Source organism: Telluria sp. LT2P34 (assembly GCF_059685915.1).
In genome coordinates, this window is sequence record NZ_JCASIN010000009.1 from 26,076 (window position 1) to 49,252 (window position 23,177).

The window sequence follows — 23,177 nt, forward strand, 5'->3', positions numbered from 1 at the left end:
GCATGATTTACCACGAACGCAACCACGCTGCCGTCCATGCGGCGACATGGTCGCGCCAGGCGCGGCGCGAAAACGTGTGGTCGGCCGCGGCCAGCTCGTGCCGGGTCACGCGCGGCGCCGCCAGCAGGCGGCGCCAGGCAGGCGACGCCGCCGCCAGGTCGTCGAATTCGCGCGCCGTCAGGTCCTTGCCACTGGTGATCAGGAGGACTTTTCCGGAGAACGACTCGAGGCTGGTGCGCATTCGTTCGGGGAGGAAAAGGGTATTGCCTGCATCCGGCTGGCGCGCGCTGCCCATGAGCTGGCGCAGCGACGCCACGGCGGTGCGCCACTCGAAGCGTCCTCCCAGCAGCTTGCGCCACAGCGTCGGGTCGAACAGGCGCGCCCGGTAATAGTGCTTGATGGTTGCCCTGGCGATGCCCTGTTCGGTGCGCACCCAGGGATTAAGCAGGGCCACGCCGGTCACGCGCGCATCCTGCGCCGCGTAGAACAGGGCCGCCGACGCACCGTCGCAAAGACCCCACAGCGCCACCTCACGCAGGCTGGGTACGGCCGCGAAAAACGCGTCGGTGGCGGCCCGCAGGTCGGCATCGACCAACTCGAAACTGCGCGGCTGGCCTTCGCTGTCGCCCATTCCGCGGTAGTCGAAGCGCAGCGCCGCGATTCCCTGTTCGGCCAGGCTGCGCGCGAGCAGGGCGAACTGGCGATGGCTGCCGACCCGGTACTGGGGGCCGCCCACCACGATCAGCACGCCGCGCGTGCACGCTTGCTGCGGCAGGCTGGCGACGCCGTACAACCAGTCCTGCTCGCAGCGGAAGGCGAGCGCCTGCTCTCGCATCATGGCTGTTCCTTCATGGCTGCTCCATCAGGCACTGGCAGGTGGCCTCGACCAGGGCTGCCGATTCGGTCATTTCCGGGGTCGACCAGAACGGCGGCCCGGCTACCGCATGCAGGTTCACCCGCACTCCGACCAGGCGCCAGTTGGTCGCCACCCGCTCGGTCGCCGGCGACACCGGGCGTCCGGCGCCGGCGCCGATCTCGAACCAATCGACCGGGATCCCAATCGGAAATAGCTTGGTGGCGTCAGCGCCGTCGATGGCTGCCGCCAGCGCCGGCGCCAGGTCGTAGCCGGCGATTTCCAGCATCTCACCGGCCGCCAGCGTCTTGCGCAGCGCTTCAGTGCCACCGCGCGCGGGTTCGCCGCCGAGCATGTCGTTGGCGATGCGCAGGCGCAGGAACTGGGTCAGGTGGGAGGCGCCGCTGGTGACCGGTTGCCACAGCAGCAGGCGCGCAGGGCGCACCGCCGCGCCGGCGGCGTAATCGAGCGCCAGCAGCGCGCCCAGGCGCAGGCCCCAGAGCGTGACTGGTTGCCCTAGGCGCTCGCTCAGCCAGGCGCAGCCCGCGGCTACGTCGTCCTTCCAGGTGCTCCAGCGCGCCTCGTTGAAGTCGCCGCTGCTGTCGCCGCAGCCATGCAGGTCGATCTGCAACACACCATAACCCAGCGCGGCCAGCGCGCGCGACTGCAGGGCCGCCATCCGGCGCGAACGGTTCGTCTCTTCGGCAAACGGATGCAGGTAGAGCACAGCGCCGCGGCAGGCGGAGCCAGCCGGCGGGTAGTCAGCGGGCGGGTAATACAGGCAAAAGCGCTGGCCATCGTCCCGTGCGAGGAAGAAGGGCTGGGCGCCAGGGCTGTCCACCGCCGCGCTCATTGCTGCGTTTTCTCGGCGACGAAAGCGGCCAGGCTGCCCAGAGTTTCAAAGGTGCTGGCGCTGATGTCGTCGTCGTCGACGACGATGCCGAAGCTGTCCTCGAGGGCGCCGATCACGCCGACCACGGCCATCGAATCGAGTTCCGGGACGGCGCCCAGCAGGGGCGAATCGGCGCCCAGCGCCTGGCCGGCCTCACCCAGGTTGAGGACATCGATCAGGATGGTTTTTACTTGGTCTAGATACATCCGAACTCCAGAAATCGGTGAGGAAGCGCAGTGGCGACAGCGCCAAGGCGATGCGCAGGATTGTAGCAAATCGGCCATGACGCTCATGGCTGTCTTGCCCGCCGCTGCAGACGCAGGTGCAGCGCCTTCAGCGGCGCCCAGCGGTAGCGGTTCAGGTGGTACAGGGTGCGTACTTCATCGGTCCAGCGCAGATGCCAGGGCATCACTTTTCCGTAGAACTCGATGCGCGCGAAGCGGCCCTCGTCGAACAACTGGCGGCAGATCGCTTCACGCATCAAGAAGGCGGGCGAGAAGGCCGAAGGGACGCTTTCGTCGTAGGCGGTCTTCAACACCACGATACAGTCGTCGTTTTCGATACACAGGTCCATCGCCACCACCTGGTCGCCGAAGCGGTAGCGGTAGATGCGCCCAAGCCCCTGGCTACAAAACGCGGTCAGCATCGCGCGATAAAAGCGGCCCTGGGCGTTCTCGGCGCCGATCGCGGTGCCGTCTTGCGCCTTCCAGCCGCCGCCCTCGAGGCGCCCGTAGTCGACGATCGCCGCCGCCACGTCTGCAGGCGTGCGAATCGTCTCGAGGCTGAGCGCCACGTCGTCTTTCTCGAGGCGCGCGCGCTGCTTTTTCAGGTTGCTGCGCAGGTTCTTGCCGCGCCCGTTCCAGAAGTCGTCGAAGCTGCCCGCGACCGTGATGCGGGCCGTGTCGATATAGTCAAGGCTATGCTGGCGCGCGCCAGCGGGGGGGCGTGGAGCGAACAACGGATCGCACTGCGTGAGCGCGAGCACCAGCGGCAAGCCGGGCAGCACGGCAAACAGCGCGTCGAGCAGGGGCGCGGTATCGGCGCCGGCTTCCTGCAGCCATAGTCCGAGGGGGGCCTGAGGCGGCTGGAAGGTCGACCAGGCGCCGCGCGCGCCGCGCGTCAGCACGGCCATGGCGCGGACCTGGCCGCCGCTCGTATAGCAGGCGAGCAGCTCACCGCTGCCGGCGAATTCGTCCAGCAGCGGCGCGACGAAGTTGGCGGAGAGCATCGGCGGCGTGCGCGCGGCCAGGTGCAGCGCCTCCCAGCGCGGGGCGAACTCGGCGAAGGCGGAGACCGGAGCCAGCGACCAGCTCATGCGGCGCCCGCTTCCTTGATGCGCGCGATCATCCAGTCCAGCTCCGAGGGCGTTAGCTCCTGGTGGCAGGGAAAGGCCAGCACGTGGCGCGACAGGTAGGCGCTGTTGGCGCAGGTGGCGGCGTCGACGCCTGGCCACAAGGTTTCGGCGAAGCGGACCACCGGCACACCCTGCCCACGCAGGCGTTGAAACAGCGGCTCCGGATCGTCGACCAGCAGCGGGAACTGCCACGGGCAGACACCGTCCGGCAGGTGCGCGAACAGCGGCCGGCAGCCGGGCAGGCCCCGCACCGCGTGTTGCAGGCGCAGGTAGTGAGCGCGGCGCAGGGCTACGATGCGCCGGCGCGAGACGATGCGCAACATCAGCCGCGAAAAAATCGAGGAGCGCTTGTCGATCCAGCGCGGATCGAAGCGATAGCTGCTGTCGGACGAATCCGGCGCGAGCGCGGCGGCTCCTGGAGCCGCGGGCCGGCGTGCCTTCAGCGCCCGCCATATCAGGTCCTTCGCCCTCAAAGGCAGCCACAGCGCCGCTCGCAGCGCGCCCAGGCGGCGATAGGCAAAACTCTTTTCCAGCGTGGTCAGCGCCACCTTCGCTTCGAAGCCGGCACCGGCCGAATGCAGGGGCACGCCCGCCAGCGAATGGCGCGCCGACACCAGTACGCCGCCTTCGTACACCGGGAAGAACTTCATGCTGCTGGCGATGGCGTAGTCGCCGAAGGAGCCGACCGGGCGGCCCGCGTGCTCGCCGAAGAAGCAGTGGGCGCAGTCTTCGAGCAGCGCGATGCCGTGCGCGTCGCAAAAGGCGCGGATGCGCACCAGATCCTGGTGAAAACCGAAGTAATTGGTGGCGATGATCGCCTTCACTGCCGGGCCCAGCCTGGCGGCGACGTCCGCCAGGTCGACCGCGGTATCCGGGCCGACCTTGTAGAACACCGCTGTTGCGCCGCGCCACAGCACCGGCGACACCATCGACATGCTGTGATACGCCGGCAGCAGCACCACGTCGCCTTCGCCCACGCCCATTTCGCGCAGCGCAAGGCCGATCGCGATGCGCCCGCTGGTGACCAGGCGCGCCGGGCCGGCGTCGAGCACGCAGGGCATGCCCTTGCCCGAGCGCCCGAATGCCCCGAACGACAACAATGGCGCAATCGGCACGGCGGGCTGGAGCGCTCCCATGCCGGTCGTGGTGGTCTGTTTCAGGTTGCGCATCATTAAAGTATACGCGCAGCCACATGTTCCGGTCGAGCACAATCGCCGGGCACGTTTATCAAGGGGTTTCGGCTCGTGCCAATGGTAAGATTGCGGCTTTGGAAACAATCAATGAGCGACCTGGTCCACGACTTCCTGTTCCGTACCGCCGAGCGTCGGCCGACCGCGCCGGCGCTGGTGTACGCCGGCCAGCGCCTCGATTATGCGGCCCTGGCAGGGGAAGTGCGCGGCGCCGCCCAGGCGCTGCTGGACGCCGGGATCGAGGCCGGTGAACGGGTCGCGGTGTACCTGGAGAAGCGCGTCGAAAACGTGGCCGCCCTGTTCGGGGCGGCGGCGGCCGGCGCCGTGTTCGTACCGGTCAACCCGCTCCTGAAACCCGACCAGGTCGCGCACATCCTGGCCGACTGCAATGTGCGGGTGCTGGTGACCTCGCCCGAACGCTTGACGCTGCTGGCGCCGGCGCTGGCCGCTTGCCCCGACCTGCATACGGTCCTCGTCACCGGCGCCGCCGTGCGCCACGGCCTGCCCCTCAGGCTGGTGCTGCGCGAATGGCAGGGCGGGGCGACCGATGGCTTGATGGCGACGCACCGCCGGATCGATACCGATGTCGCCGCCATCCTGTATACCTCAGGCAGTACCGGCAAACCGAAGGGCGTCGTGCTGTCGCACCGGAACTTGGTGGCCGGCGCCACCAGCGTTGCCGGCTACCTGCGCATGCGTACCTCGGACCGGGTGCTGTCGGTGCTGCCGCTCAGTTTCGACTATGGCCTGTCGCAGCTGACCTGCGCTTTCCATGTCGGCGCCTGCGTGGTGCTGATCAACCACCTGTTCGCCAAGGATGTCGTGCGCGCCGTGGTCGAGGAATCCATCACCGGGCTGGCGGCGGTGCCGCCACTGTGGAACCAGCTGGCGCGGCTCGAGTGGCCGCGCCCGAACAGCCTGCGCTATCTGACCAATTCGGGGGGCGCGCTGCCGGGTGCCACGGTCGCCGCCCTGTGCGCGCGGCTGCCCGATGCCGAGCTGTTCCTGATGTACGGCCTGACCGAGGCCTTCCGCTCGACCTACCTGCCGCCGGACCAGATCGCGCAGCGCCCCGGTTCGATGGGCCGCGCGATCCCAAACGCCGAGGTGATGGTGGTGCGCCCCGACGGCAGCCGCTGCGCGCCGCACGAGCCAGGCGAACTGGTGCATCGCGGCGCCCTGGTCGCGCTCGGCTACTGGAACGACCCGGCCAAGACCGCCGAACGTTTCAAGCCGGCCCCCGGACAGGATCCCGGACTGCCGCTGCCCGAAATGGCGGTCTGGTCGGGCGACACCGTGTACGCCGACGAGGACGGCTACCTGTATTTCGTCGGCCGCGGCGACGACCTGATCAAGGTATCGGGCTACCGAGTCAGTCCGCTTGAAGTCGAGGAAGTCGTGCATGCCAGCGGCCTGGTCGACGACGTCGTGGTATTCGGCGTGCCCCATCCCGAGCTCGGCCAGGCCATCGTGCTGCTGGCAGTGGCCGCCGAGGCCGAGCCGCAGGCGCTGCTCAAGGCTTGCCAGCGCCAGCTTCCGGCATATATGGTGCCGGTCCACGTGGCGCTGCGGCGCGAGCCCTTTCCGCGTAATCCGAATGGCAAGATCGACCGCGCATCGCTGCGGGCGGAATTTGCCACGTTATTTGAAAGTCCCCAAACATGAGCAGCAAACCCGTACACGCGCCGCAAACCCAGTTTTCCGTCGCCGGCGACGAACTCCAGGTGGGCGGCGTCACGCTCACGCGCCTGGCTGCGCGCGTGGGCAGCACCCCCTTCTATGCCTATGACCGGGCGCTGCTGACGGCGCGCGTGGCCGCAGTGCGCGCGGCGCTGCCGGAGCAAATCCGCCTGCATTACTCGATCAAGGCCAATCCGATGCCGGCGCTGGTGCAGCACCTGGCCGCCCTGGTGGACGGCCTCGACGTGGCGTCTGCGGGCGAACTCAAAACCGCGCTCGACACCGGCTTCGATCCCGCCCACATCAGCTTTGCCGGCCCGGGCAAGACCGATGCCGAACTGGCCCGCGCGGTGGCGGCCGGGGTCTGCATCAACCTCGAGTCGGGCGCCGAAATCGAGCGGGTGGCGCGTGCCGGCGACACGCTCGGCATCCGTCCGCGCGTCGTGCTGCGGGTGAATCCCGACTTCGAACTGAAATCCTCCGGCATGCGCATGGGCGGCGGCGCCAAGCCCTTCGGCATCGACGCCGAACAGGTGCCGGCGCGCCTGGCGCAAGCGGCGGCGTTTGACCTCGACATGCTGGGCTTTCACATCTTCTGCGGCTCGCAAAGTTTGAAGGCCGACGCCATCATCGAGGCCCATACCCGCAGCTTCGAGCTGGCTGCGCGACTGGCCGACGGCGCCCGCGCGCCGCTGCAAGTGCTGAACCTCGGCGCTGGCTTCGGCATCCCGTATTTTCCCGGCGAGGCGCCTCTGGTGCTCGACGCCATCGGAGAAAGTCTCGCGCTGGCGCTCGGTCGCCTCGACGGCGCCCTTACCCATGCGCGGGTCTCGCTCGAATCGGGCCGCTACCTGGTCGGCGAGGCCGGGGTGTATGTGGCGAAGATTATCGACCGCAAGGAGTCGCGCGGCCAGGTGTTCCTCGTCACCGACGGCGGCATGCACCACCACCTGGCCGCCTCGGGCAACCTGGGCCAGGTGATCCGCAAAAATTATCCGGTCGCGATCGGCACCCGGATGGCGACGCTCGAGCGCGAAAACGCCTCGGTCGTGGGCCCCCTGTGCACGCCGCTCGATATCCTGGCCGACAAGATGGAACTGGCGCCGGCCGAGCCGGGCGACCTGGTGGTGGTGTTCCAGTCGGGCGCCTACGGCTTGTCAACCAGTCCGGTCGGCTTCCTCGGGCATGCGCTGCCGGCCGAGGTGCTGGTTTAGAAAGAGAGGCGCCTCCGGCGGACTAGGATTTGACGGGTTTGGCCTGGCTCGCTTTCAGCACGGCATGACGGGCGTCTTCAATACGTCCGAAGCGCCCGGCCCGGAAGTCGGCGACCCCCATTCGAATCGCCTGCGCTGACGCCCTGGACGAAAATACCCAGGACAGGAATTGAAGCGGGCCAAGCGGTCGGCCATCGCCAGTGGCCGAGGCCAGGTTGGACAGCGACCAGTACAGCGCTTTCAGTTCACGCAGTTTGGCGCCAAGGCCAAGCTGCTTCTTTTGCATCAATAGCAGGGTATTGCGTGTCGAATAATAGGTCTTGATCGGTGCCGTAGTTCCACCGAAGGCGCGTGATTCCTTGTGAAAGATCCGCACCTTTGGCTCGCACACTGCCCGGTAGCCCTTTTGCACCACCCGGAGGTAGAAGTCGGTTTCTTCCAGCTGGAGGAAGAAGCGCTCATCGAACACACCCACCTGTTCGAAAATCGAACGGTGCACGCCGAGGCATGCTCCATAGGCGTAGTCCATCGCGATTTTGCCTTGCAGGGGCGGCGCGACCGATTCCGGGCGACCGTCCTTGCCGGGATTTACCTGCGCCACTTCCGGCTCGTCCCAGTAGTAGATCGATGGATGGAGCAGGCAGGGCGGCAAGCCATCCACCGCTGCCAGCCAGTTGGCGACCGCTCCGTCCGGAAACACAAGGTCATTGTTGAGCAGGCAGATCCATTCGTAGCCGCGCTCGAGTCCCCAGCGGATGCCGACATTGTTGCCACCGGCCCAACCAAGGTTTTCGCTGAGGGCAAGCAATTCGGTAGCGGGAAATTCCTCGCGCAAGCGTTCCACAACCCCTGGCTCGGAGGCATTGTCGACCACCAGCAAGTCGAAACGCCCTGGTCCCTGGTCAAGTATGCTTTTCAGGCAGTGCGACGTATCATCGTAGCCGTTGAAGCTGAGCACAATACACAGCATCTTGCTCTGTGTCTGAGTCGGAATAGTGGTTGGCTGCACGATATGGTTCTCTGGTGACTGCGGATTAAGGGGATAGTGAAGGCATGGCAGTGCGTACTCTCCACTGGCGCTTGCCGAGAGAGCGCATCCAGGTGCGCAATGCTTCGGTAGCCGGGGTGGCTGCATAAACGATGGCCAGCGTCCCGACAATGACGAGTGCGCGGCGGGACCAGCTCGACGGGTCTTCAGGGCCGAGATAGCTGAACATCTGGATCAGCGGACGATGGAACAGATACAGCACGAAAGTCGTTCCCGCGATATGCGCCACAATGCCGGCAGAACGCGCAGACAGTTGCCTGCTGTGGCGGCACAAGCCGTATGCGCCGACCAGGTTCATGAAGAACCCCAGGGCGTCTATATAGCGCTCAATAACCACTTGACCCATCACTTTGAGTGGGAATAGGTCGCTTGCGCGAATGTACGGAGACGCAGCCAACAGCAGGGCGCCCGCGATAAACAAGGCGGCACTAACCGGTGCGCTCAATTCCAGGCGGGTAGTTAGGCGATACGACAGGAAACCCAGGATCCAGATCGGGAACAGTGCTGCAATGACCGGCCCGCCGAGCACCAGCACGGCCGCGACAGCGAGCCACTTCCAGCGTGAGCGTGCGAAGAACGCGATGCCGAAGGCCAGGTAATAGATAGCCTCGAAGCTGAGCGACCAGAACGGCGCATTAATTCCCGGAACCATGTGGGTATTCCACACTTCCTGCAACATCAGCAGCGAAGCCAGATAGCGCAAGGCAGGCATGTCGCCCGCATACCACGCTTGCCCGATGTACAGTTCTGGCGCGATGCGCACCCCGGCAAAGTCGATTGCGTAAGTCAGCGCCAGTGCAGGAATTACTACCGACCACAAGCGCGCTGCACGGTTGGTAGCGTAGTTCTGCCAGGTTTTCTCCTTCACATCGCAGACGTAGCCAATCACGTACCCGGACAGGAGGAAAAATATGACGACACAGGTGTCGCCGTAGCCGCCGAGCTGCCAAAGGAAGCTCCCGGTCCACGACCGGCCCGATGCATGCCCCAGAAACACGACCATGGCGGCTGTAAAGCGGATGATGTCCAGGTACATGGAGAAGTTTCTTGGCATGGCATTGCGCTTTCGTTGACGGTCATGACGTGTGCAGGGGGCAGGCGAGATAACTCAGCAGGCAATGTTAGCAGGACGCAAGAAAAAGATAAAGTTTATGTTGCTATTAAGAAACAGTTTGTGGCTAGTTGAGGGCGTGCAGACGCCTGATGCTTATCACTAACCATTTCCAACTGTAAACGCTCATTGTCCGAACCCAGTGTAAAATCGAAAATTCGCCGACAAGATTCAGCTTCGTCATGTCGGTGCGCACTATGTGCTAAATCGGGGAAGCATCAGGATCAACATGGCAAATCTGCGTCGCTCGCTTGTAATTAACTTTTTCTCATCGTCGGGCGCGGCGGTCCTGCAATTTATCGTTAGCGTGTTGCTCGCGCGCATGCTCAGCCCGAGTGAAATTGGGGTGTTCTCAATGACGGTCGTGTTCGTCAACGTTGCCCACATTTTTCGTGATTTCGGGGTTGCCACTTATATTCAGCGCGAGCCAGATCTGACGCGGGAAAAGATGCGTTCGGCCATCGGGGTGCTGTTCACCTCGTCATGGCTGATCGCACTGGTGCTGTTCGCAATCAGTTCCTGGTTAGCAGAGTGGTTCAAAGAACCTGCAATGGAGCCGGTGATGCGGGTGCTGGCGATCGGCTTCCTCATCATTCCGTTCGGGTCGATTACGCAAGGGCTGCTCGTACGTGAATTAGCCGCCGACAAGCAGGCCATCGTTATTGCCACCTCCACTGTCGCCTACTGCGTCAGTTGCCTGTTGTTCGCAAAGCTTGGCTTCGGGACCATGAGCCTGGCTTGGGCTAACCTGGTTAACATCATCACTTGCGCGCTCTGCTATATCCCGTTCCGTCCGAAGGGCATGCCGTGGATGCCGTCGTTCCGCCACTGGCGCAGCATCACGCACTTCGGCGTTGGCACCCTAATTACGAACACTGCCACTGCAGTGAACAATTCAATTCCCGACCTGCTGCTTGGCAAGCTCGGCAGCGCACATCATGTCGGCCTGTTTAGTCGTGCCAATTCGACCGTGTCGATTTTTACCTATGCCGCAGGCTCGACGATTAACTACGGCGCCATCACGTATTTGTCGCAGTCGCACCACCGTGGCGAATCACTGTCGCCTGTGCTCAGCCGCGCAACTGCACTGCTGACCGGCGTCGGTTGGCCGGCATATGCGCTGACCGCTATGTTGGGACATGAGATCGTGCTGGTACTGTACGGCGCGAAATGGATCGAGTGCGTGCCGGCGATCCTGCCACTGACGATTGCCGCAGCGGTGTCGATGATGTTCCAGTACGCCCCCACCGCACTGACTGCCATCGGATCGCCTTATCTCGGCGCAATTTCAGTGGGGGTGACGCTGCTGACCCGCATCGGCTTCGGCTTCTGGTTGTTCGACGGCACCCTCAGTACTTTTTCCTGGACAATCTGCCTGGCAACCTTGATTGCCGCCCCTGTGATGGCGCTTCAGCAGCGGCGCTACCTTGGCTATCCGATTCGCGAGGCCCTGGGTAGCGTGCGCCTGAGCGCGCTGGTAACGCTTATGTGCGTGTTAGTGTGCATGGGGTTGAAGCTGGTGCTCCCGGACTCGATTCCCGTCCTGGCGCGCCTGTTGACGATGGCGCTCGTGCTCGCGGCAGTCTGGTATATGGCGCTCCGGGTCACGCGCCATGAACTGCTGCTCGAAGTGCATCTGTTAGCGGCAGGATTGAAGTCGCGCTTCGTGCGCGCGCCGCTGGCCTAGCAGGCATCTGTGAGCCGGCGCGTCAGCGATGAAAGGCGCGCCGCCGGATACTCTCTTTTAACGGGGCGATTCGCTCAGCAGGCGTTCACAAGTGCGCAGGAACTGCCGCGCTACCGCCGCCGTGTCATTGTCCCGAGCCAATTGCAAACCATTGTCGGCTAGGTTCGCCGCCAGCGCGGAATCCGACAACACACGAACGATCGCATCCGAGATTTCCTGCGGATTCGTGCCGTCCACAAGCAAGCCACTGTGGCCATCCAGCACTGCTTCGACCGCGCCCCCTGCACGCCCGCCGATGACCGGTTTGTGGCAAGCGTTGGCTTCGCGGAAGACCAAGCCAAAACCTTCGGTTTCGCCATCGGGCATGGTGCGGTTTGGCATGACGAACAGGTCGCAAGTGCGCAAGTAGCAGAGCAGCTCATGGTCGCTCACTTTGCCAACCAGGGTAACGTAGTCGCTTAGTCCTTCGGCAGCAACCAGTTGCTCGAGCTCGGCGCGGATCTCGCCATCGCCGACAATCAGATAACGCACGTCATCGCGCGCACGCACGACCGTCGCCATCGCTCGGATCGTCATGTCGATGCCTTTGCGCGGGATAAGGCGGCCAACGGTGAGCACTATTTTTTTTCCTTCCAGCCCGTGGCGCGCGATGAGCGCAGGATCCCGCGGGCCTGGACTGAAGCGGTCGGTGTCGACGCCGTTGTGGATCAGCACGACCGACTCCGGTTGTACGTCCATTTGCAAGGTCAGGGCGTCGCACGTAAACGAACTGACTGCGACGATTTTGTCAGCCGCCGCCAAGTACTGCTTGCGCTTGTTCGCAAACAGGCGTCCGCTGCCGGTCGTAGTGATTTCTTCGCCGTGCACATACAAAACCAGTTTGCAATTGAACAGCTTGCTCAAGGCGATACCGAGCCAGCTGCCGGCGCCCAGTTCGCCGATACAGATCACATTGATATCGTGGCGCCGCACGAGGCTGGCGGCACGCATCAACACTTTTGCGTACAAGGGTGCGTCTTGGAAAATCAGGCGCGCGAGCGAGACAACGATGTTGGCAGGCGGAGGCGCAAGGAGCGGGCGCAGCAATTCGATACGGTCGATCGGGAAGGTGCAGCTGGCATCATGTTCACGCCAGCCTTCGATCTCACGGTTGTTCTGGTAATTCCTGCGCGCCGAGAGCACTCGTATACTTCCGTTGGGCATTTTCTCGCAGATGTTCTGGTAAACAACTGCCGAGCCGCCATGGATCGGCGGGAAAGTGCTCGCAATCATCATGCACCGTACTTTCGTGTCGGCCTCGACGTCATCATCGCGCAGCACATGAACCGGTTTCAAAGGCGGCAATACGGTACGCATGTTACGCCCAAGCTGGAACGCGATCTCGCAATCACCGATCCCCCAAGGGGTAAAGCGCGGAATCTGGAAGATATCGGAGGAGGCATTGGCTACCCCGATGTCGGTGGTTACCGCATTCCTGTAGCCGAGCGATTTGACCATTGCCACATGTTCGGCGTTAAAGTCTTCGTGCGGACGACCGTTCGGATAAGCAAACGAGTGTATCGGTCCGCCAATCAGTGATTCGAGTTCTTCTTTGCAGCCGCCGATTTCCGCGCGCGCTTGGGTGCGCGTACATTCGTTGAGGATCGGATGATTGACAGTATGCCCGCCGATTTCAAATCCCTGGCTGTGCAGGGTCCGTACCGCGGCCGCGTCGAATGCGGGCGGCAGGATCAGCTGGCTGTTCGCCTGCGCTTCCAAAAGTTCAATGGCGCTCGTGCGCTGCTCGAGCGGCGCATATTTCAGCCGTTCCTGGAGTTCCACCGCCAGCCGGCTGCGGTTTTCGATCTTGCTGAGATCGGCATAATTGCCGAAGCCATACGGTAGCGATACCCCCGACGCGGGCAGGGCGCGCACGGCAGCGACGATGCGCTCGTGCCAGAGGTGGCCGCTGCCGCCGAGTTGTCCAGTAGTGACGAAGAAGGCGGCCGGCAGGTTACGCTTGCGTAGTGCCGGACTCACATTGGTTAACCACTCCGCATAGCCATCGTCGAATGTCAGGGCCATGGCGCGTCTTGGCAGCGTTCCCTTTTGCAGCGCAACCGTGGCCTCGCTCAGCGGCAGCACGTTGGCATGCTCGACCAGGAAATCCAGGATCCGTTCCAGTCGAGGCAAGTCCATCTCGTCCTTGGTGACAGGATCGGCGACCGTCGGCACCTTGTGAAACATTAGAACCGATAAGCGCCCCGCGCTGCCGTTCGGCGAAAGAAGCGAAAGCATGCTTCGTACAAATGTTGATCTCATGTATTAGGCGGAGGGTTCAGGGTCTATGGGCGCGCTGGCGTCGGTTTGATTCTGGCAGCGAATTGGCTATCGAACCGGCCGCGAGCTGTCCACACCATCAAATGCATTCGATTGGGTGAAAGCGTAAGCGGGCGGCACGCCATGTTTCCCTGCGCCGCTCGAAGCGGCGGTATCGGCTTGCGCTTTGCGGCACTCGGCCAGAACAGCAGGGAGAAGACGTTTTTCGATAGCGATTACCAAGCCAAATAGAGTGAAGACGAGGTCGAAATAGGCAAAACTGAGCGCTGCACCGCCCAGTGCGAATGCAAAGATGCTGAGCTGGAGCATCGACGCCAGCGTCCGCAACCATGCGGGGCCGCCGTGCAGTTTCATGGTTTTCGCAATCTTGCCTGCTTTCCGGAAGGCGCCGACCAGGCAGGCCAGGTAAATAGCCAGGCCTGCGAAACCGTGCTCGCCCAATACCTGGAAGTATACGCTGTGCGCGGCACGGACTTGATTCGTCGGTGGCAGTGCGTCGCCGGTATAGAACCACGAGTACGAGAAGAATTCGCGCGTCAGCTCGATCCAGACCGGAAAGTATTCGAGCGACTTGAAGCCGCCGCCGAAGAACGGATTCTGTGAAGCCATGATGAAACTGAGTTTCCAGGCCACCAGACGGCCCATGAACGAGGCGTCATCACCTGCCGAATTGATGCTGTCGATGCGCGAACTCCATTCTGAAGAGACAAGGTAGGACAAAGCGATGGTCAGCACCACGGCCAGCGCTCCCAGCAGCAGTTTGCGGTCGCTCTTGACGAACAGATAACCTCCCAGCGCTAGCAGCGCGAGGAAGCCGCCACGCGATTGGGTTCCGATCACCCCGATCGACAGCAGCGCCATCGTACCGATCAGGCCTAGATTGAGAATACGCGAGCGCTTACCGTACTCGCCCAGCAGATAGACACACAGGGGAAGCGTCATGACGAAGGCAACCGCGAGCTCGTTACGGTCGCCCAGCACATGTTCGGCCATGCCGGCGATCTTGTGGGAACCGCCGCTCGCAATGAACTTGAGTGCTTCGAGATTGCCATAGAAGCCCACCGACAGCACGATGCCCCAGAGGATGACGTCGACGTGCAGCTTTTTCTCGACAATGAGCACGACGAATATGAACAAGGTAATCACTTTGGCGAAGCGATTCCAGATTTCCCAAGGCGCCTCGTCTGCCCTGAGCGACATGGAAGTACTAATGGTGGTCCACACGAAAAACAGTAAGACCATCATGCCGAGCGCGCCGAAATCGACTTTCGGTTTATGCTTGTGAAACAGGTAGGCGAATATCGTCACGCCCGCGAACAGCAGGTTGTAGCGGATACTGCCGGCGGCCCCGTACACCCAGCCGTTCGGGTTGAACAGCGCGGTCCAGGGCCACATCGCCAGTGCGATGAACGGGCGTTGCAGCATGGCATACAGCAGTAGCGGGAGTATTGCCAGCAGAAATATGTCACGCATTCTTCGATCCCTGCGGCGGTGTGGCTTTGTCTGTCTTGGCCTCGGCCTTGTCGGCGCGTAGCGCCCACAGGCAAAGATAACCGACGGCGGCCAAGTCCAACGCCCATAAAATTGTTTCCATCGTCCTGTCCCTGTATCTCTTAGCTGTCTGTGCGTGTCAAACCGACAAGGCGCTTGCCACGCAACCCGTGCGCCGCGCCAGTACGCTGTTGAACAGCCGCAGTTGACCGGCCGTGGTGTCATCCCAGCTGAAGCCTTCGGCATAACGGCGGGTCGCGGCGCGGTCCGGGTAATTCGCGCGCAGCGCGTTGACGGCGTCGGCCAGGCCCTGGGGCGTACGTTCGGCCATCAGCACGCCCGCTTCCGCCGCCGCCACTACTTCAGGCGTGCCGTACACGCGGCTGGCGACGACCGGCGTGCCGCAAGCCATCGATTCTAACAGGACGTTGGCCCAGCCTTCGCGTGACGAGGCCAGCACCAGGGCGTCGGCGCTGCCGTAATGGCCGCGCAGTTGGGCTTGTGGTACAGCGCCGAGGAATTCGACCCGCTCGGCGACGTGCAAGCGCCGTGCAAGGTCTTCCAGCATTTGCCGGTTCGGGCCGTCGCCGGCGACCACCAGGCGCACGCCGGCGAGCAGCGGCAGCGCCGCGATAATCAACTCCTGGGCCTTGACCGGCACCAGGTGGCCGACCGTCAGCAGGGTAAAGCTGGCATTGGCGGCCCGCTCGATTGGCTGGAACAGCGCCAGGTCGACGCCGTTGCGCAGCGAGGTCACGCGTTCGGCGTCGACGCCGAGTGCGATGACTTCGTCGCGCAGCGCATTGCAGACGGTGATGACGGCGTCGGCGCGGCGGGCGGCCCAGCGGATCATGCGGCGCGGCAGCGGGTAGTTCGGCAGCAGCGTGATGTCCGAGCCGCGTGCGGTGATCACCAGCGGCTTGTTGAAGTAACGCCCGAGCATGGCCGCGGCCACGCCGTCCGGATAAAAATAATGGGCGTCGATCAGGTCGAAGTCGTAGCCTTCGTCGAGCATGCGCGCGATGGTCGGCTTGGCCGCCTGCGCCAACAGCAGGGGCGCGACGTTCATGCCGATTTTCGGAATCGTCGGATAACGCGGGTGCGCCACGCGCAGGCCGTGGCGGATTTCCTCCCGCGGGACCCTGGCCTGTTTCGCATACGTGCCGAAGCGCGGATTGGTCGACGGGAACCAGGGCACCGGCGCCACGACGCGCGCCTCGACCTGGCCGCTGGCGACCAGGTGGCGCAGGCGCGTTTCCACGAAAATCCCGTGGCCGGGCTTTTCGCTGTTCGGGAACAGGGTGCTGAAGGTCAGGATCTTCATGCAGCTTGACGCCTTGTCAGGCGGGTGTAGATGTCCTGGTAGCGCGCCACGCTGACCGGCCAGTTGCGCTCGGTCTCGACGTAATGGCGGCCATTCGCGCGCAGTTGCGGCCACAGTTCCTGCTGCTCGAGCAGGTCGCCGACTTTGTTCGCCAGCGACACGGGGTCGGCCGCCTTGAACAGCACGCCGGTCTTGCCGTCTTCGATCAGTTCCAGGTGGCCGCCGACGTCGGAGGCGGCCAGGATGCGGCCCTGCGCCATCGCTTCCAGCGGTTTCAATGGCGTGACCAGCTCGGTCAGGCGCATCGGCAGGCGCGGGTAGACCAGCACGTCGAGCAGGTCGTAATACATGTTGACCTGGTCGTGCGGTACACGGCCGGTAAACACCACCTTGTCGGCGATGTTCAAGTCTTGCGCCAGCTGGCGCAGCTGCGCGTCCTGCGGACCGCCGCCCACCAGCAGCACGCGCAGGTCCGGCAGGCGCGCCACCATGGCCGGGACCGCGCGCAGCAGCACGTCGAGGCCTTCGTAGGCGTAGAACGAGCCGATGAAACCGATCAGGCGGGCGCCGCCCAGGCCCAGGCGCGACTTCAGGTCCTGGTCGGCGCTGCCACCCACCGCAAACTTGTCGATGTCGACCGCATTTGGGATGACGGTCACCTTATCGGCTGGGATGCCGCGCGCGACGATGTCACGGCGCAGGCCTTCGCAAATGGTGGTGACGGCATCGGCCTGGCGCAGCGCATAGGTTTCCAGGGCGCGCGTGGCGCGGTAGCGCAGGCCGTTCTCGGCGCTGGTGCCGTGGTCGACGGCCGCGTCCTCCCAGAAGGCGCGCACTTCGTAGACCACCGGGATGCCGAAGCGCTTGCCGGCGCGCAGGGCGGCGATCGCGTTCAGGCTCGGCGAGTGCGCGTGCAGCACGTCGGGCTTCACTATAGGGATGATCTCCGCCAGGCGCCGGGCCAGGCCGTCGATGACTTCCTTCTGGTTCAGCACCGGCAGGCGCGCCAGCGTCCCGGTCGACTTCGGCGTGCGGTAGAAATGCAGGCCATCGACGGTTTCTTCGAGCGCGTCGTCGGAATTCTGCTTGGAGCCGGTGACGTGGAAGGTTTCCCAGCCGAGCGCGCGCTGTTCGCGCAGGATCGAACGGGTACGGAAGGTATAGCCGCTGTGGAGCGGGATCGAATGGTCGAGGACGTGAAGGACTCGCATCAGTTGCTCCTTGGGGCGGCGGCGCCGTTCTTGCGCAAAAAGGCTTCGAACATCAGCACCGACCACAGCGTCGTGCTGTGGTCCTTGGTCGATGCCTGGTGTTCGTCAACCATCTGCTTGAGGGTGTTCGCGTTGAAAATGCCGGTGTCGAGCAGGGCGGGATTGAGCACCGCCGCTTTCATGGCGCCGGCCAGCGGGCCGCGCAGCCAGCTGGCCAGCGGAATCGAAAAGCCCATCTTCTTGCGGTATAAAATATCGTCCGACAGGTAAGGCTTGAGCGCCTTTTTGAAAATGTACTTGCCTTCGCCGTTGCGCAGCTTGCAGCTTGATGGCAGTCCCGACACCCATTCGACGAACTGGTGGTCGAGCAGGGGCACGCGCACCTCCAGGGCGTGCGCCATCGATGCGCGGTCTACCTTGGTCAGGATATCGCCCGGCAGGTAGGTTTTCATGTCGATGTACTGGATGATCGACAGCGGGTCGTCGGTTGGCGCGTTATTCGCATAGCCGCGCATGACTTCCACCGCGCGGTAGCCCTGCAGCTTGGCTTTGAAGCCATCCGAGAACATGCCATCGCGCACGCGGTCGTTATTGATCGACACGCCATGGAAGTAACCCTCGGTCAGGTCGCGCGCCAGCGCCTCGAAGGTGGTCTTGGCACGGAACACGCGCGGCGCCCAGTCGGCCTTCGGATAGGCTTTGCCGAGCATGCCGAACACTGGCTTGCGCAGCGCCAGCGGCAGCATCGAACGCACCCGCTCTTCGCCCATCGCCATCCGGTGTCGGCGGTAGCCGGCGAAATTCTCGTCGCCGCCGTCGCCCGACAGCGCCACGGTCACGGTTTTGCGCGCCAGTTCGCAGACGCGGTAGGTCGGGATCGCCGAGCTGTCGGCATACGGCTCGTCGTACAGGCCGGCGAGCAGGTCGAGCAGGCCGTAATCGTCCTTGTCGACGATCTCGGTCCGGTGATTGGTCTTGTAGCGCTCGGCCACCTGCTTCGCATAGGTCGATTCGTCGAAGTCGGCCTCGTCGAAGCCGATCGAGCAGGTGTTCACCGGCCGGTCCGACAGGCCGGCCATCATCGCCACGATCGCGGACGAGTCAACGCCGCCCGACAGGAAGGCGCCGAGCGGCACGTCCGCTTCCATGTGGCTCTCGACCGCTTCACGCAGGCGGTGAATGGTTTCGCCTTCGATGTCCCCATCGGTCATGGCGGCGTGCGGCGTGAACGGCACGTCCCAGAATTGCTTCGAGGCCGGCAGCGCCGTCATCCCGGGTTTCAAGGTGAGCGTATGTCCCGGCAGCAGTTTGAAAGCGCCGGTGAAGATCGTGCGCGGCTCGGGCACGTAGCCGTAGGCGAAATACTCCTCGACCGCGCAGGGGTCGATCTCGCGCACCAGGTTCGGCAGGGTCAGCAGCGACTTGAGTTCCGAGCCGAACGCGAACATCCCGTCCGGCAGCAGCGCGTAGTGGAAGGGCTTGATGCCGAGGCGGTCGCGCGCCATGAACAGGGTCTGCTTGTTGCGGTCCCAGATCGCGAAGCCGAACATGCCGCGCAGGCGGTGGACGCATTCTTCGCCCCATTCTTCCCAGGCGTGGACGATGACTTCGGTGTCGCAGCGGGTGCGAAACTCGTGGCCCAGGCCTTTCAGTTCCGTCATCAGCGCGCGGAAGTTGTAGATTTCGCCGTTGAACACGATGACCACGCTGTGGTCTTCGTTGAACATCGGCTGCAGGCCGGCGGCCAGATCCATCACCGACAGGCGCCGGTGGCCGAAGGCGACGCCCGGTTCCAGGTGCAGGTCGCCTTCCGACGGGCCGCGATGAAATTGCGAGTCGTTCATCCGCTGCAGCAAGACCGGGTCGATCGGCCGGTTGCCGCGCAGGTCAAAAATGCCAGTTATTCCGCACATGGTGTGATTGCTTGTTGAAGTGTTGTCTTGCGCTTGCAAAGGCGGTCGTAGAGGCCGAGGTAGGCGGTCAGCATGGCCGCCATGCTGTAGGTGTGTTCAATGCGTGCACGAGCGGCGCGCCCGTGCGCCGCCGCGAGATCGGGGTCGCGCACGTAGGCGGCCAGCGCCTGCGCCAGCGCTTCCGGGTCGCCGGCCGGCACCAGGCTGCCATTCATGCCATGCGTGACGACTTCCGGAATGCCGCCGACGCGGCTCGCCACGACGGGCAGTTCGCTGGCCATGGCTTCAAGCAGGGTCACCGGCGTGCCTTCGGCGATCGAGGGCAGGGCGAACAGGGAGAAGCCGCCCAGCACCGCGGCGACGTTCGCGTGCGCCCCGGCGAAGACGATGTCGGTACCAAGCCCGCTCGTTGCGACCTGCTGTTCCAGGCGCGTGCGCAGCGGGCCGTCGCCGACCAGCACCAGGCGCAGTTTTCGTTCCGGGATGCGCGTGCGCAGGCGGGCAAAGGCGTCGATCAGAGCGGCATGGTTCTTGACGTCCTGCAGGCGGCCGACGGCGCCGATGACAAAGGCGCCGTCGGCGCGCCAGGCGGCCGCTTCCGGATGCACCGGCGCTCCCGCGTAAAACCGCTCGGTGTCGACGCCGTTGATGATGGTTTCGACCTTGTGCGCAGGCAGGCGTACGACCGTATCGAGCCAGCGCGCGAGGTCGGCGGAGACTGGAACATAGCGGTCGATCGCCTTTGCCAGCAGGCGCCGCAGCAGGTTGTGCTTGCGGTTCAGGCCTTGCGGGTCGCCGGCATCGCGCCCGTGCTCGGCGTGGATGCGCACCGGTACGCCCGCCAGCAGGGCGACGGCCTGGTATTCAATGGTGCCGAGGTTATACGTGTGCAGGATCGCCGGGCGCAGCCGGCGCAGCAGTTTGAAGAGTTGCAGGTGCACGCCGGGCGCGAGGCCCGGCGCCTTGTGCAGTGCGAACAACTCCACGTCGCTGCGCTCGATGCGCTTGGCGAAATCGGTGTAGTCGGTCAGGCAGACGACCGCATGCCGGTAGCGTCCGGCCGGCATGCGGTTGATCGTGTCGACCAGCAGCGTTTCGAGCCCGCCGATGTCGAGACGGTAAATCAGGTGCACCACCAGCGGGGCGGTGCGATCAGACGTTACCACGGCCATCCTAGCGCCCCCGCGTTTGCTGCAGCGTGGCATCGATGGCGCTGCCGCCCCGGGCCATGAAGGCGCGCAGCGCAGCGCGTGCCGCCTGCGGGTCGTCGTTCATGGGCGTGGCCAGCAGCACCAATGCACCATCGTCGCCATGGAACAGCAGTTTGCCTCGGGCCTGGTACAGCTTGCCGACGATGTTGCTGGTGGTGTTCCGGCCATCGATCCACATCCAGTGCCAGACCAGCAGCGGCCCGCCGGGACCGGCGAGGGTGGTTTCGCGCACTGCCAGGCCGCTTTCAAGGCGGCTGCTGCTATCGGTCGCGTGCCACGCATCCTTCGGGCCGGTCAGGCGGTTGATCGAACTGATCAGGCCTTTGGTCTTGTCCTGATTGCGGTAGTAGAGCACCTGCAGTTTCACCAAGCGGCTGCCTTCGGTGTAGACGGCGGCCGCTTTGGCGTCCGGCGTCATGTAATCCGGTTCCCAGCCCGGGAAGCTGGCGCCGGCGTCGAGGCCGGCCAGTTGCGGCAGGCCCAGGCTCACCGCCTGCGGATTGTGGTTGGCGCGATCGTTATAGACAGCAAAGGCCGGCCAGATGGCGGCCACGGCAACGACCGCAAAGGCCATCGGCAGGGGCGAGCGGCTCGACTGCGCCGCCGCCTGTGCAATCTGGGTGGCGGCGACAGGCGCCGGCGCCTCTTCCTGGCGCCAGTAGCTGCCGATCCAGAACATCAGGAACATCACGATGCCGAAAAATAGCCAGCCGTAGATCAGGTGGTCGACGCCGGTAGCCAGCTCCATGCCGGAAAAATGGCCGATCATGACGATCATGTAGGCGCGCAAACCGTTGGCGATGATCGGCACGATCACCGACAGGCCGATGAACAGCGCACGCCGCGTGCTCGAGCGGTAAGTCAGGTAAGCGTACAGGCAGCCGAGCGTGATCGAGGAGATCAGGTAGCGCACGCCGCTGCAGGCTTCCACGACCGACCAGCTGCCGGTGGGCAGGTCGAAGCGGGTGCCATTCCTCAGCACCGGAATGCCGGTCATCTGCACCGCCCAGACCGTGAAGTCGGCGGTGATGCCGATCAGCGGATCGACGAAGACTTCGCCGAAGGGCACTGCGAACAGCAGGAACAGCAGCGGAAAGGCGAACGAGCCGGCCAGGCGCCGCCCGAGCAGAGCAAAGGCCGCCAGCGGGAACATGGCGACGAACGCGTACTGCATCACGACTTGTACGCCGGCGATGCGCGCGACCAGCCAGCCGGCGCCCGCGAGGGCAAGCAACACCAGCGGCGGCCAGCTTGGCGCGGCCGGAATCAGCGAAAAATTGGCGCGCCGGCGCCAGATCAGCCACAGGCTGATCGGCACGATGGCATAACCGTGGGCGAAGGTTTCCGAACTGTTCCAGACGTCGACGATCGACCGCGCGGTGCCGAAATACAGCGCCAGCGGCGCCAGCAGCGCGAGGACGATCAGGACCAGCGTGGAGGTAGCGACGGGGCGCGCGGAACTGGCGGCCACGCCGGGCGGCGGTTTCAGGAACATTCCAGTTGCTCTCCGATGCAGGCCAGGTTGCTCGGCCAGCTGTATTGGCGCTCGACGCAGCTGCGGGCGGCGCGTCCCATGTCATCCCGGCGCGCACCCAGCATGCCGCTGACGGCGTCGACAAACGCTTCGGCGCCGTCGGCCAGCACCAGTTCGGCGTCGGGACGGGCCTCGATGCCTTCCAGGGCTTGGGGCGAGACCACGACCGGGGTCGCCATTGCCATCGCTTCGAGCACCTTGTTCTGGATGCCGCGCGCGATGCGCAGCGGCGCCACCGAGGCCTGGGCATGGAAGATGTACGGGCGCACATCGGGCACGGTGCCGGTCACAAAAACGCCCGGCAGCTTGGCCAGGTCGCGCACGGCCTGGGTCGGGCGCGCGCCGACGATATAGAAATGCAGGTCGGCGAAGCGGGTGCGCAGTGCGGGCAATACCTCGCCCGTGAACCAGCTCACCGCGTCGACGTTCGGCCAGTAATCCATGGCGCCGGTGAACACGATGGCGCGCTCGCCTGGCTGGTAGGGATTCGGGTAAACGGTGTCGGGGCTGAAGTAATCGGTGTCGACGCCGTTATTGAAGAAGCCGATGCGCTCACGGCTTTCCGGGGCCAGCTTGCGAAACAGGTCCGCTTCCGGCGCCGAGACGAACAGCGAGGCGTCGTAGTCGCGCGCGACGCGCCGTTCGTAGGACAGCAGCTGGCGCGCCTCGTGGCGGTACAGCCAGCTCATCGGCCAGGATTTCTGGTCGGCGTACTGGCGCCATTTATCGGAATCGACGTCGCAGAAATCGACCACGCGGCGCGCCTGCGGATACTTGTCGGCGTATTGCGCCATCGCCGACGAGAAGACCAGCACGCGCGTAATCTTGTGCTGGGCAACTGTGGCGTCGACCCAACGCTCGAGGCTCGCGTCGCGGTAGTAGTCGAGCGACAGGGAGCGGTTCTTGAGCAGGGCGCCGAGGCTGCGCACGCGCGCCAGCGTCGGGTTGAGCGGTGCGAAGTGGCTGCTGGCGCACATCGCCTCGACCTTGGGGACGTGCTGCCAATCGTCGGCATCGTCGACAAAGGTGGCAAGATGGACGCGGTACTGGCCTGCGAGGTGCTTGAGCAGGTGGTAGGAGCGGATCTTGTCGCCCTTGTTCGGCGGGTAAGGGATCCGGTGGATCAGTAGCAGCAGGTCTTGCAC

At 64.3% G+C, this 23,177-nt stretch carries 19 protein-coding genes; 3 read left to right on the plus strand and 16 right to left on the minus strand.

Annotation, left to right across the window (positions count from 1 at the left end; genetic code table 11):
• Positions 1 to 7: 7 nt before the first annotated feature.
• From AC56KZ_RS18775 to AC56KZ_RS18795, 5 genes are all read right to left on the minus strand, one after another.
• A complete protein-coding gene (locus AC56KZ_RS18775) occupies positions 8 to 838 on the minus strand; it encodes a hydrolase 1, exosortase A system-associated (protein WP_497163706.1) in 831 nt (276 codons plus the stop codon).
• A 10-nt stretch (positions 839 to 848) separates the two neighbouring features.
• Complete coding sequence (locus AC56KZ_RS18780) at positions 849 to 1,706, minus strand: hydrolase 2, exosortase A system-associated (protein WP_497163707.1); 858 nt, start codon at positions 1,704 to 1,706, stop codon at positions 849 to 851.
• A complete protein-coding gene (locus tag AC56KZ_RS18785) occupies positions 1,703 to 1,951 on the minus strand; it encodes an acyl carrier protein (RefSeq protein ID WP_497163708.1) in 249 nt (82 codons plus the stop codon). The genes AC56KZ_RS18780 and AC56KZ_RS18785 overlap by 4 nt, the downstream gene beginning before the upstream one ends.
• A gap of 83 nt (positions 1,952 to 2,034) precedes the next feature.
• A complete protein-coding gene (locus AC56KZ_RS18790) occupies positions 2,035 to 3,060 on the minus strand; it encodes a GNAT family N-acetyltransferase (protein ID WP_497163709.1) in 1,026 nt (341 codons plus the stop codon).
• Positions 3,057 to 4,271: a DegT/DnrJ/EryC1/StrS family aminotransferase gene (locus tag AC56KZ_RS18795; protein WP_497163710.1), complete on the minus strand. Its 1,215-nt coding sequence runs from the start codon at positions 4,269 to 4,271 to the stop codon at positions 3,057 to 3,059. The genes AC56KZ_RS18790 and AC56KZ_RS18795 overlap by 4 nt, the downstream gene beginning before the upstream one ends.
• 108 nt (positions 4,272 to 4,379) lie before the next feature.
• On the opposite strand from AC56KZ_RS18795, the gene AC56KZ_RS18800 reads away from it, so the two are divergent.
• A complete protein-coding gene (locus AC56KZ_RS18800; protein WP_497163711.1) occupies positions 4,380 to 5,954 on the plus strand; it encodes an acyl-CoA ligase (AMP-forming), exosortase A system-associated in 1,575 nt (524 codons plus the stop codon).
• Positions 5,951 to 7,183 carry a pyridoxal-dependent decarboxylase, exosortase A system-associated gene (locus AC56KZ_RS18805; protein ID WP_497163712.1) on the plus strand — a complete coding sequence of 411 codons (1,233 nt, stop codon included), beginning with the start codon at positions 5,951 to 5,953 and terminating at the stop codon, positions 7,181 to 7,183. Before AC56KZ_RS18800 ends, AC56KZ_RS18805 begins: the two co-directional genes overlap by 4 nt.
• Positions 7,184 to 7,205: 22 nt before the next feature.
• Here AC56KZ_RS18805 and AC56KZ_RS18810 read toward each other — a convergent pair whose 3' ends face one another.
• Both AC56KZ_RS18810 and AC56KZ_RS18815 read right to left on the minus strand, forming a co-directional pair.
• Entirely contained in the window at positions 7,206 to 8,192 is a 987-nt protein-coding gene (locus tag AC56KZ_RS18810; protein ID WP_497163713.1) for a glycosyltransferase family 2 protein, read from the minus strand.
• A 25-nt stretch (positions 8,193 to 8,217) separates the two neighbouring features.
• Positions 8,218 to 9,267 (minus strand): acyltransferase family protein, encoded by a 1,050-nt coding sequence (locus tag AC56KZ_RS18815; RefSeq protein WP_497163714.1) that lies wholly within the window; start codon positions 9,265 to 9,267, stop codon positions 8,218 to 8,220.
• Between the two features lie 304 nt (positions 9,268 to 9,571).
• Here AC56KZ_RS18815 and AC56KZ_RS18820 point away from each other — a divergent pair, with 304 nt between their 5' ends.
• Positions 9,572 to 11,029, plus strand: a complete 1,458-nt coding sequence (locus tag AC56KZ_RS18820; protein WP_497163715.1) for an oligosaccharide flippase family protein — start codon at positions 9,572 to 9,574, stop codon at positions 11,027 to 11,029.
• Positions 11,030 to 11,086: 57 nt separating this feature from the next.
• On the opposite strand, the gene AC56KZ_RS18825 is transcribed toward AC56KZ_RS18820, so the two are convergent.
• The 9 genes from AC56KZ_RS18825 to AC56KZ_RS18865 form a co-directional block, all read right to left on the minus strand.
• Positions 11,087 to 13,306 (minus strand): glycosyltransferase, encoded by a 2,220-nt coding sequence (locus AC56KZ_RS18825; RefSeq protein WP_497163716.1) that lies wholly within the window; start codon positions 13,304 to 13,306, stop codon positions 11,087 to 11,089.
• A gap of 90 nt (positions 13,307 to 13,396) precedes the next feature.
• Complete coding sequence (locus AC56KZ_RS18830; protein ID WP_497163717.1) at positions 13,397 to 14,821, minus strand: putative O-glycosylation ligase, exosortase A system-associated; 1,425 nt, start codon at positions 14,819 to 14,821, stop codon at positions 13,397 to 13,399.
• The gene (locus AC56KZ_RS18835; protein ID WP_497163718.1) at positions 14,814 to 14,942 is read right to left on the minus strand and encodes a hypothetical protein; all 129 of its coding nucleotides are present in this window, start codon (positions 14,940 to 14,942) and stop codon (positions 14,814 to 14,816) included. The genes AC56KZ_RS18830 and AC56KZ_RS18835 overlap by 8 nt, the downstream gene beginning before the upstream one ends.
• Before the next feature lie 36 nt (positions 14,943 to 14,978).
• Entirely contained in the window at positions 14,979 to 16,163 is a 1,185-nt protein-coding gene (locus tag AC56KZ_RS18840) for a glycosyltransferase family 4 protein (protein WP_497163719.1), read from the minus strand.
• Positions 16,160 to 17,374: a TIGR04063 family PEP-CTERM/XrtA system glycosyltransferase gene (locus AC56KZ_RS18845; RefSeq protein WP_497163720.1), complete on the minus strand. Its 1,215-nt coding sequence runs from the start codon at positions 17,372 to 17,374 to the stop codon at positions 16,160 to 16,162. Before AC56KZ_RS18845 ends, AC56KZ_RS18840 begins: the two co-directional genes overlap by 4 nt.
• On the minus strand, positions 17,374 to 19,287 hold the full coding sequence (locus AC56KZ_RS18850) for an XrtA/PEP-CTERM system amidotransferase (RefSeq protein ID WP_497163721.1): 1,914 nt from the start codon (positions 19,285 to 19,287) through the stop codon (positions 17,374 to 17,376). The genes AC56KZ_RS18845 and AC56KZ_RS18850 overlap by 1 nt, the downstream gene beginning before the upstream one ends.
• Positions 19,275 to 20,459, minus strand: coding sequence for a TIGR03088 family PEP-CTERM/XrtA system glycosyltransferase (locus AC56KZ_RS18855; protein WP_497163722.1), 1,185 nt, complete (start codon positions 20,457 to 20,459; stop codon positions 19,275 to 19,277). The genes AC56KZ_RS18850 and AC56KZ_RS18855 overlap by 13 nt, the downstream gene beginning before the upstream one ends.
• A 1-nt stretch (position 20,460) precedes the next feature.
• Positions 20,461 to 21,993, minus strand: coding sequence for an exosortase A (gene xrtA, locus AC56KZ_RS18860; protein WP_497163723.1), 1,533 nt, complete (start codon positions 21,991 to 21,993; stop codon positions 20,461 to 20,463).
• The gene (locus tag AC56KZ_RS18865; RefSeq protein WP_497163724.1) at positions 21,984 to 23,177 is read right to left on the minus strand and encodes a TIGR03087 family PEP-CTERM/XrtA system glycosyltransferase; all 1,194 of its coding nucleotides are present in this window, start codon (positions 23,175 to 23,177) and stop codon (positions 21,984 to 21,986) included. The genes xrtA and AC56KZ_RS18865 overlap by 10 nt, the downstream gene beginning before the upstream one ends.

What these genes read in the sequence shown, in the direction of transcription:
- AC56KZ_RS18785 (WP_497163708.1), bottom strand. Translation starts at nt 1,951, where the DNA reads ATGTATCTAGACCAAGTAAAAACCATCCTGATCGATGTCCTCAACCTG.
- AC56KZ_RS18795 (WP_497163710.1), bottom strand. Translation starts at nt 4,271, where the DNA reads ATGATGCGCAACCTGAAACAGACCACCACGACCGGCATGGGAGCGCTC.
- AC56KZ_RS18815 (WP_497163714.1), bottom strand. Translation starts at nt 9,267, where the DNA reads ATGTACCTGGACATCATCCGCTTTACAGCCGCCATGGTCGTGTTTCTG.
- AC56KZ_RS18855 (WP_497163722.1), bottom strand. Translation starts at nt 20,459, where the DNA reads ATGGCCGTGGTAACGTCTGATCGCACCGCCCCGCTGGTGGTGCACCTG.
- AC56KZ_RS18835 (WP_497163718.1), bottom strand. Translation starts at nt 14,942, where the DNA reads ATGGAAACAATTTTATGGGCGTTGGACTTGGCCGCCGTCGGTTATCTT.
- AC56KZ_RS18805 (WP_497163712.1), top strand. Translation starts at nt 5,951, where the DNA reads ATGAGCAGCAAACCCGTACACGCGCCGCAAACCCAGTTTTCCGTCGCC.
- AC56KZ_RS18850 (WP_497163721.1), bottom strand. Translation starts at nt 19,287, where the DNA reads ATGTGCGGAATAACTGGCATTTTTGACCTGCGCGGCAACCGGCCGATC.
- AC56KZ_RS18830 (WP_497163717.1), bottom strand. Translation starts at nt 14,821, where the DNA reads ATGCGTGACATATTTCTGCTGGCAATACTCCCGCTACTGCTGTATGCC.
- AC56KZ_RS18780 (WP_497163707.1), bottom strand. Translation starts at nt 1,706, where the DNA reads ATGAGCGCGGCGGTGGACAGCCCTGGCGCCCAGCCCTTCTTCCTCGCA.
- AC56KZ_RS18790 (WP_497163709.1), bottom strand. Translation starts at nt 3,060, where the DNA reads ATGAGCTGGTCGCTGGCTCCGGTCTCCGCCTTCGCCGAGTTCGCCCCG.
- AC56KZ_RS18820 (WP_497163715.1), top strand. Translation starts at nt 9,572, where the DNA reads ATGGCAAATCTGCGTCGCTCGCTTGTAATTAACTTTTTCTCATCGTCG.
- AC56KZ_RS18845 (WP_497163720.1), bottom strand. Translation starts at nt 17,374, where the DNA reads ATGCGAGTCCTTCACGTCCTCGACCATTCGATCCCGCTCCACAGCGGC.
- AC56KZ_RS18840 (WP_497163719.1), bottom strand. Translation starts at nt 16,163, where the DNA reads ATGAAGATCCTGACCTTCAGCACCCTGTTCCCGAACAGCGAAAAGCCC.
- xrtA (WP_497163723.1), bottom strand. Translation starts at nt 21,993, where the DNA reads ATGTTCCTGAAACCGCCGCCCGGCGTGGCCGCCAGTTCCGCGCGCCCC.
- AC56KZ_RS18800 (WP_497163711.1), top strand. Translation starts at nt 4,380, where the DNA reads ATGAGCGACCTGGTCCACGACTTCCTGTTCCGTACCGCCGAGCGTCGG.
- AC56KZ_RS18825 (WP_497163716.1), bottom strand. Translation starts at nt 13,306, where the DNA reads ATGCTTTCGCTTCTTTCGCCGAACGGCAGCGCGGGGCGCTTATCGGTT.
- AC56KZ_RS18775 (WP_497163706.1), bottom strand. Translation starts at nt 838, where the DNA reads ATGATGCGAGAGCAGGCGCTCGCCTTCCGCTGCGAGCAGGACTGGTTG.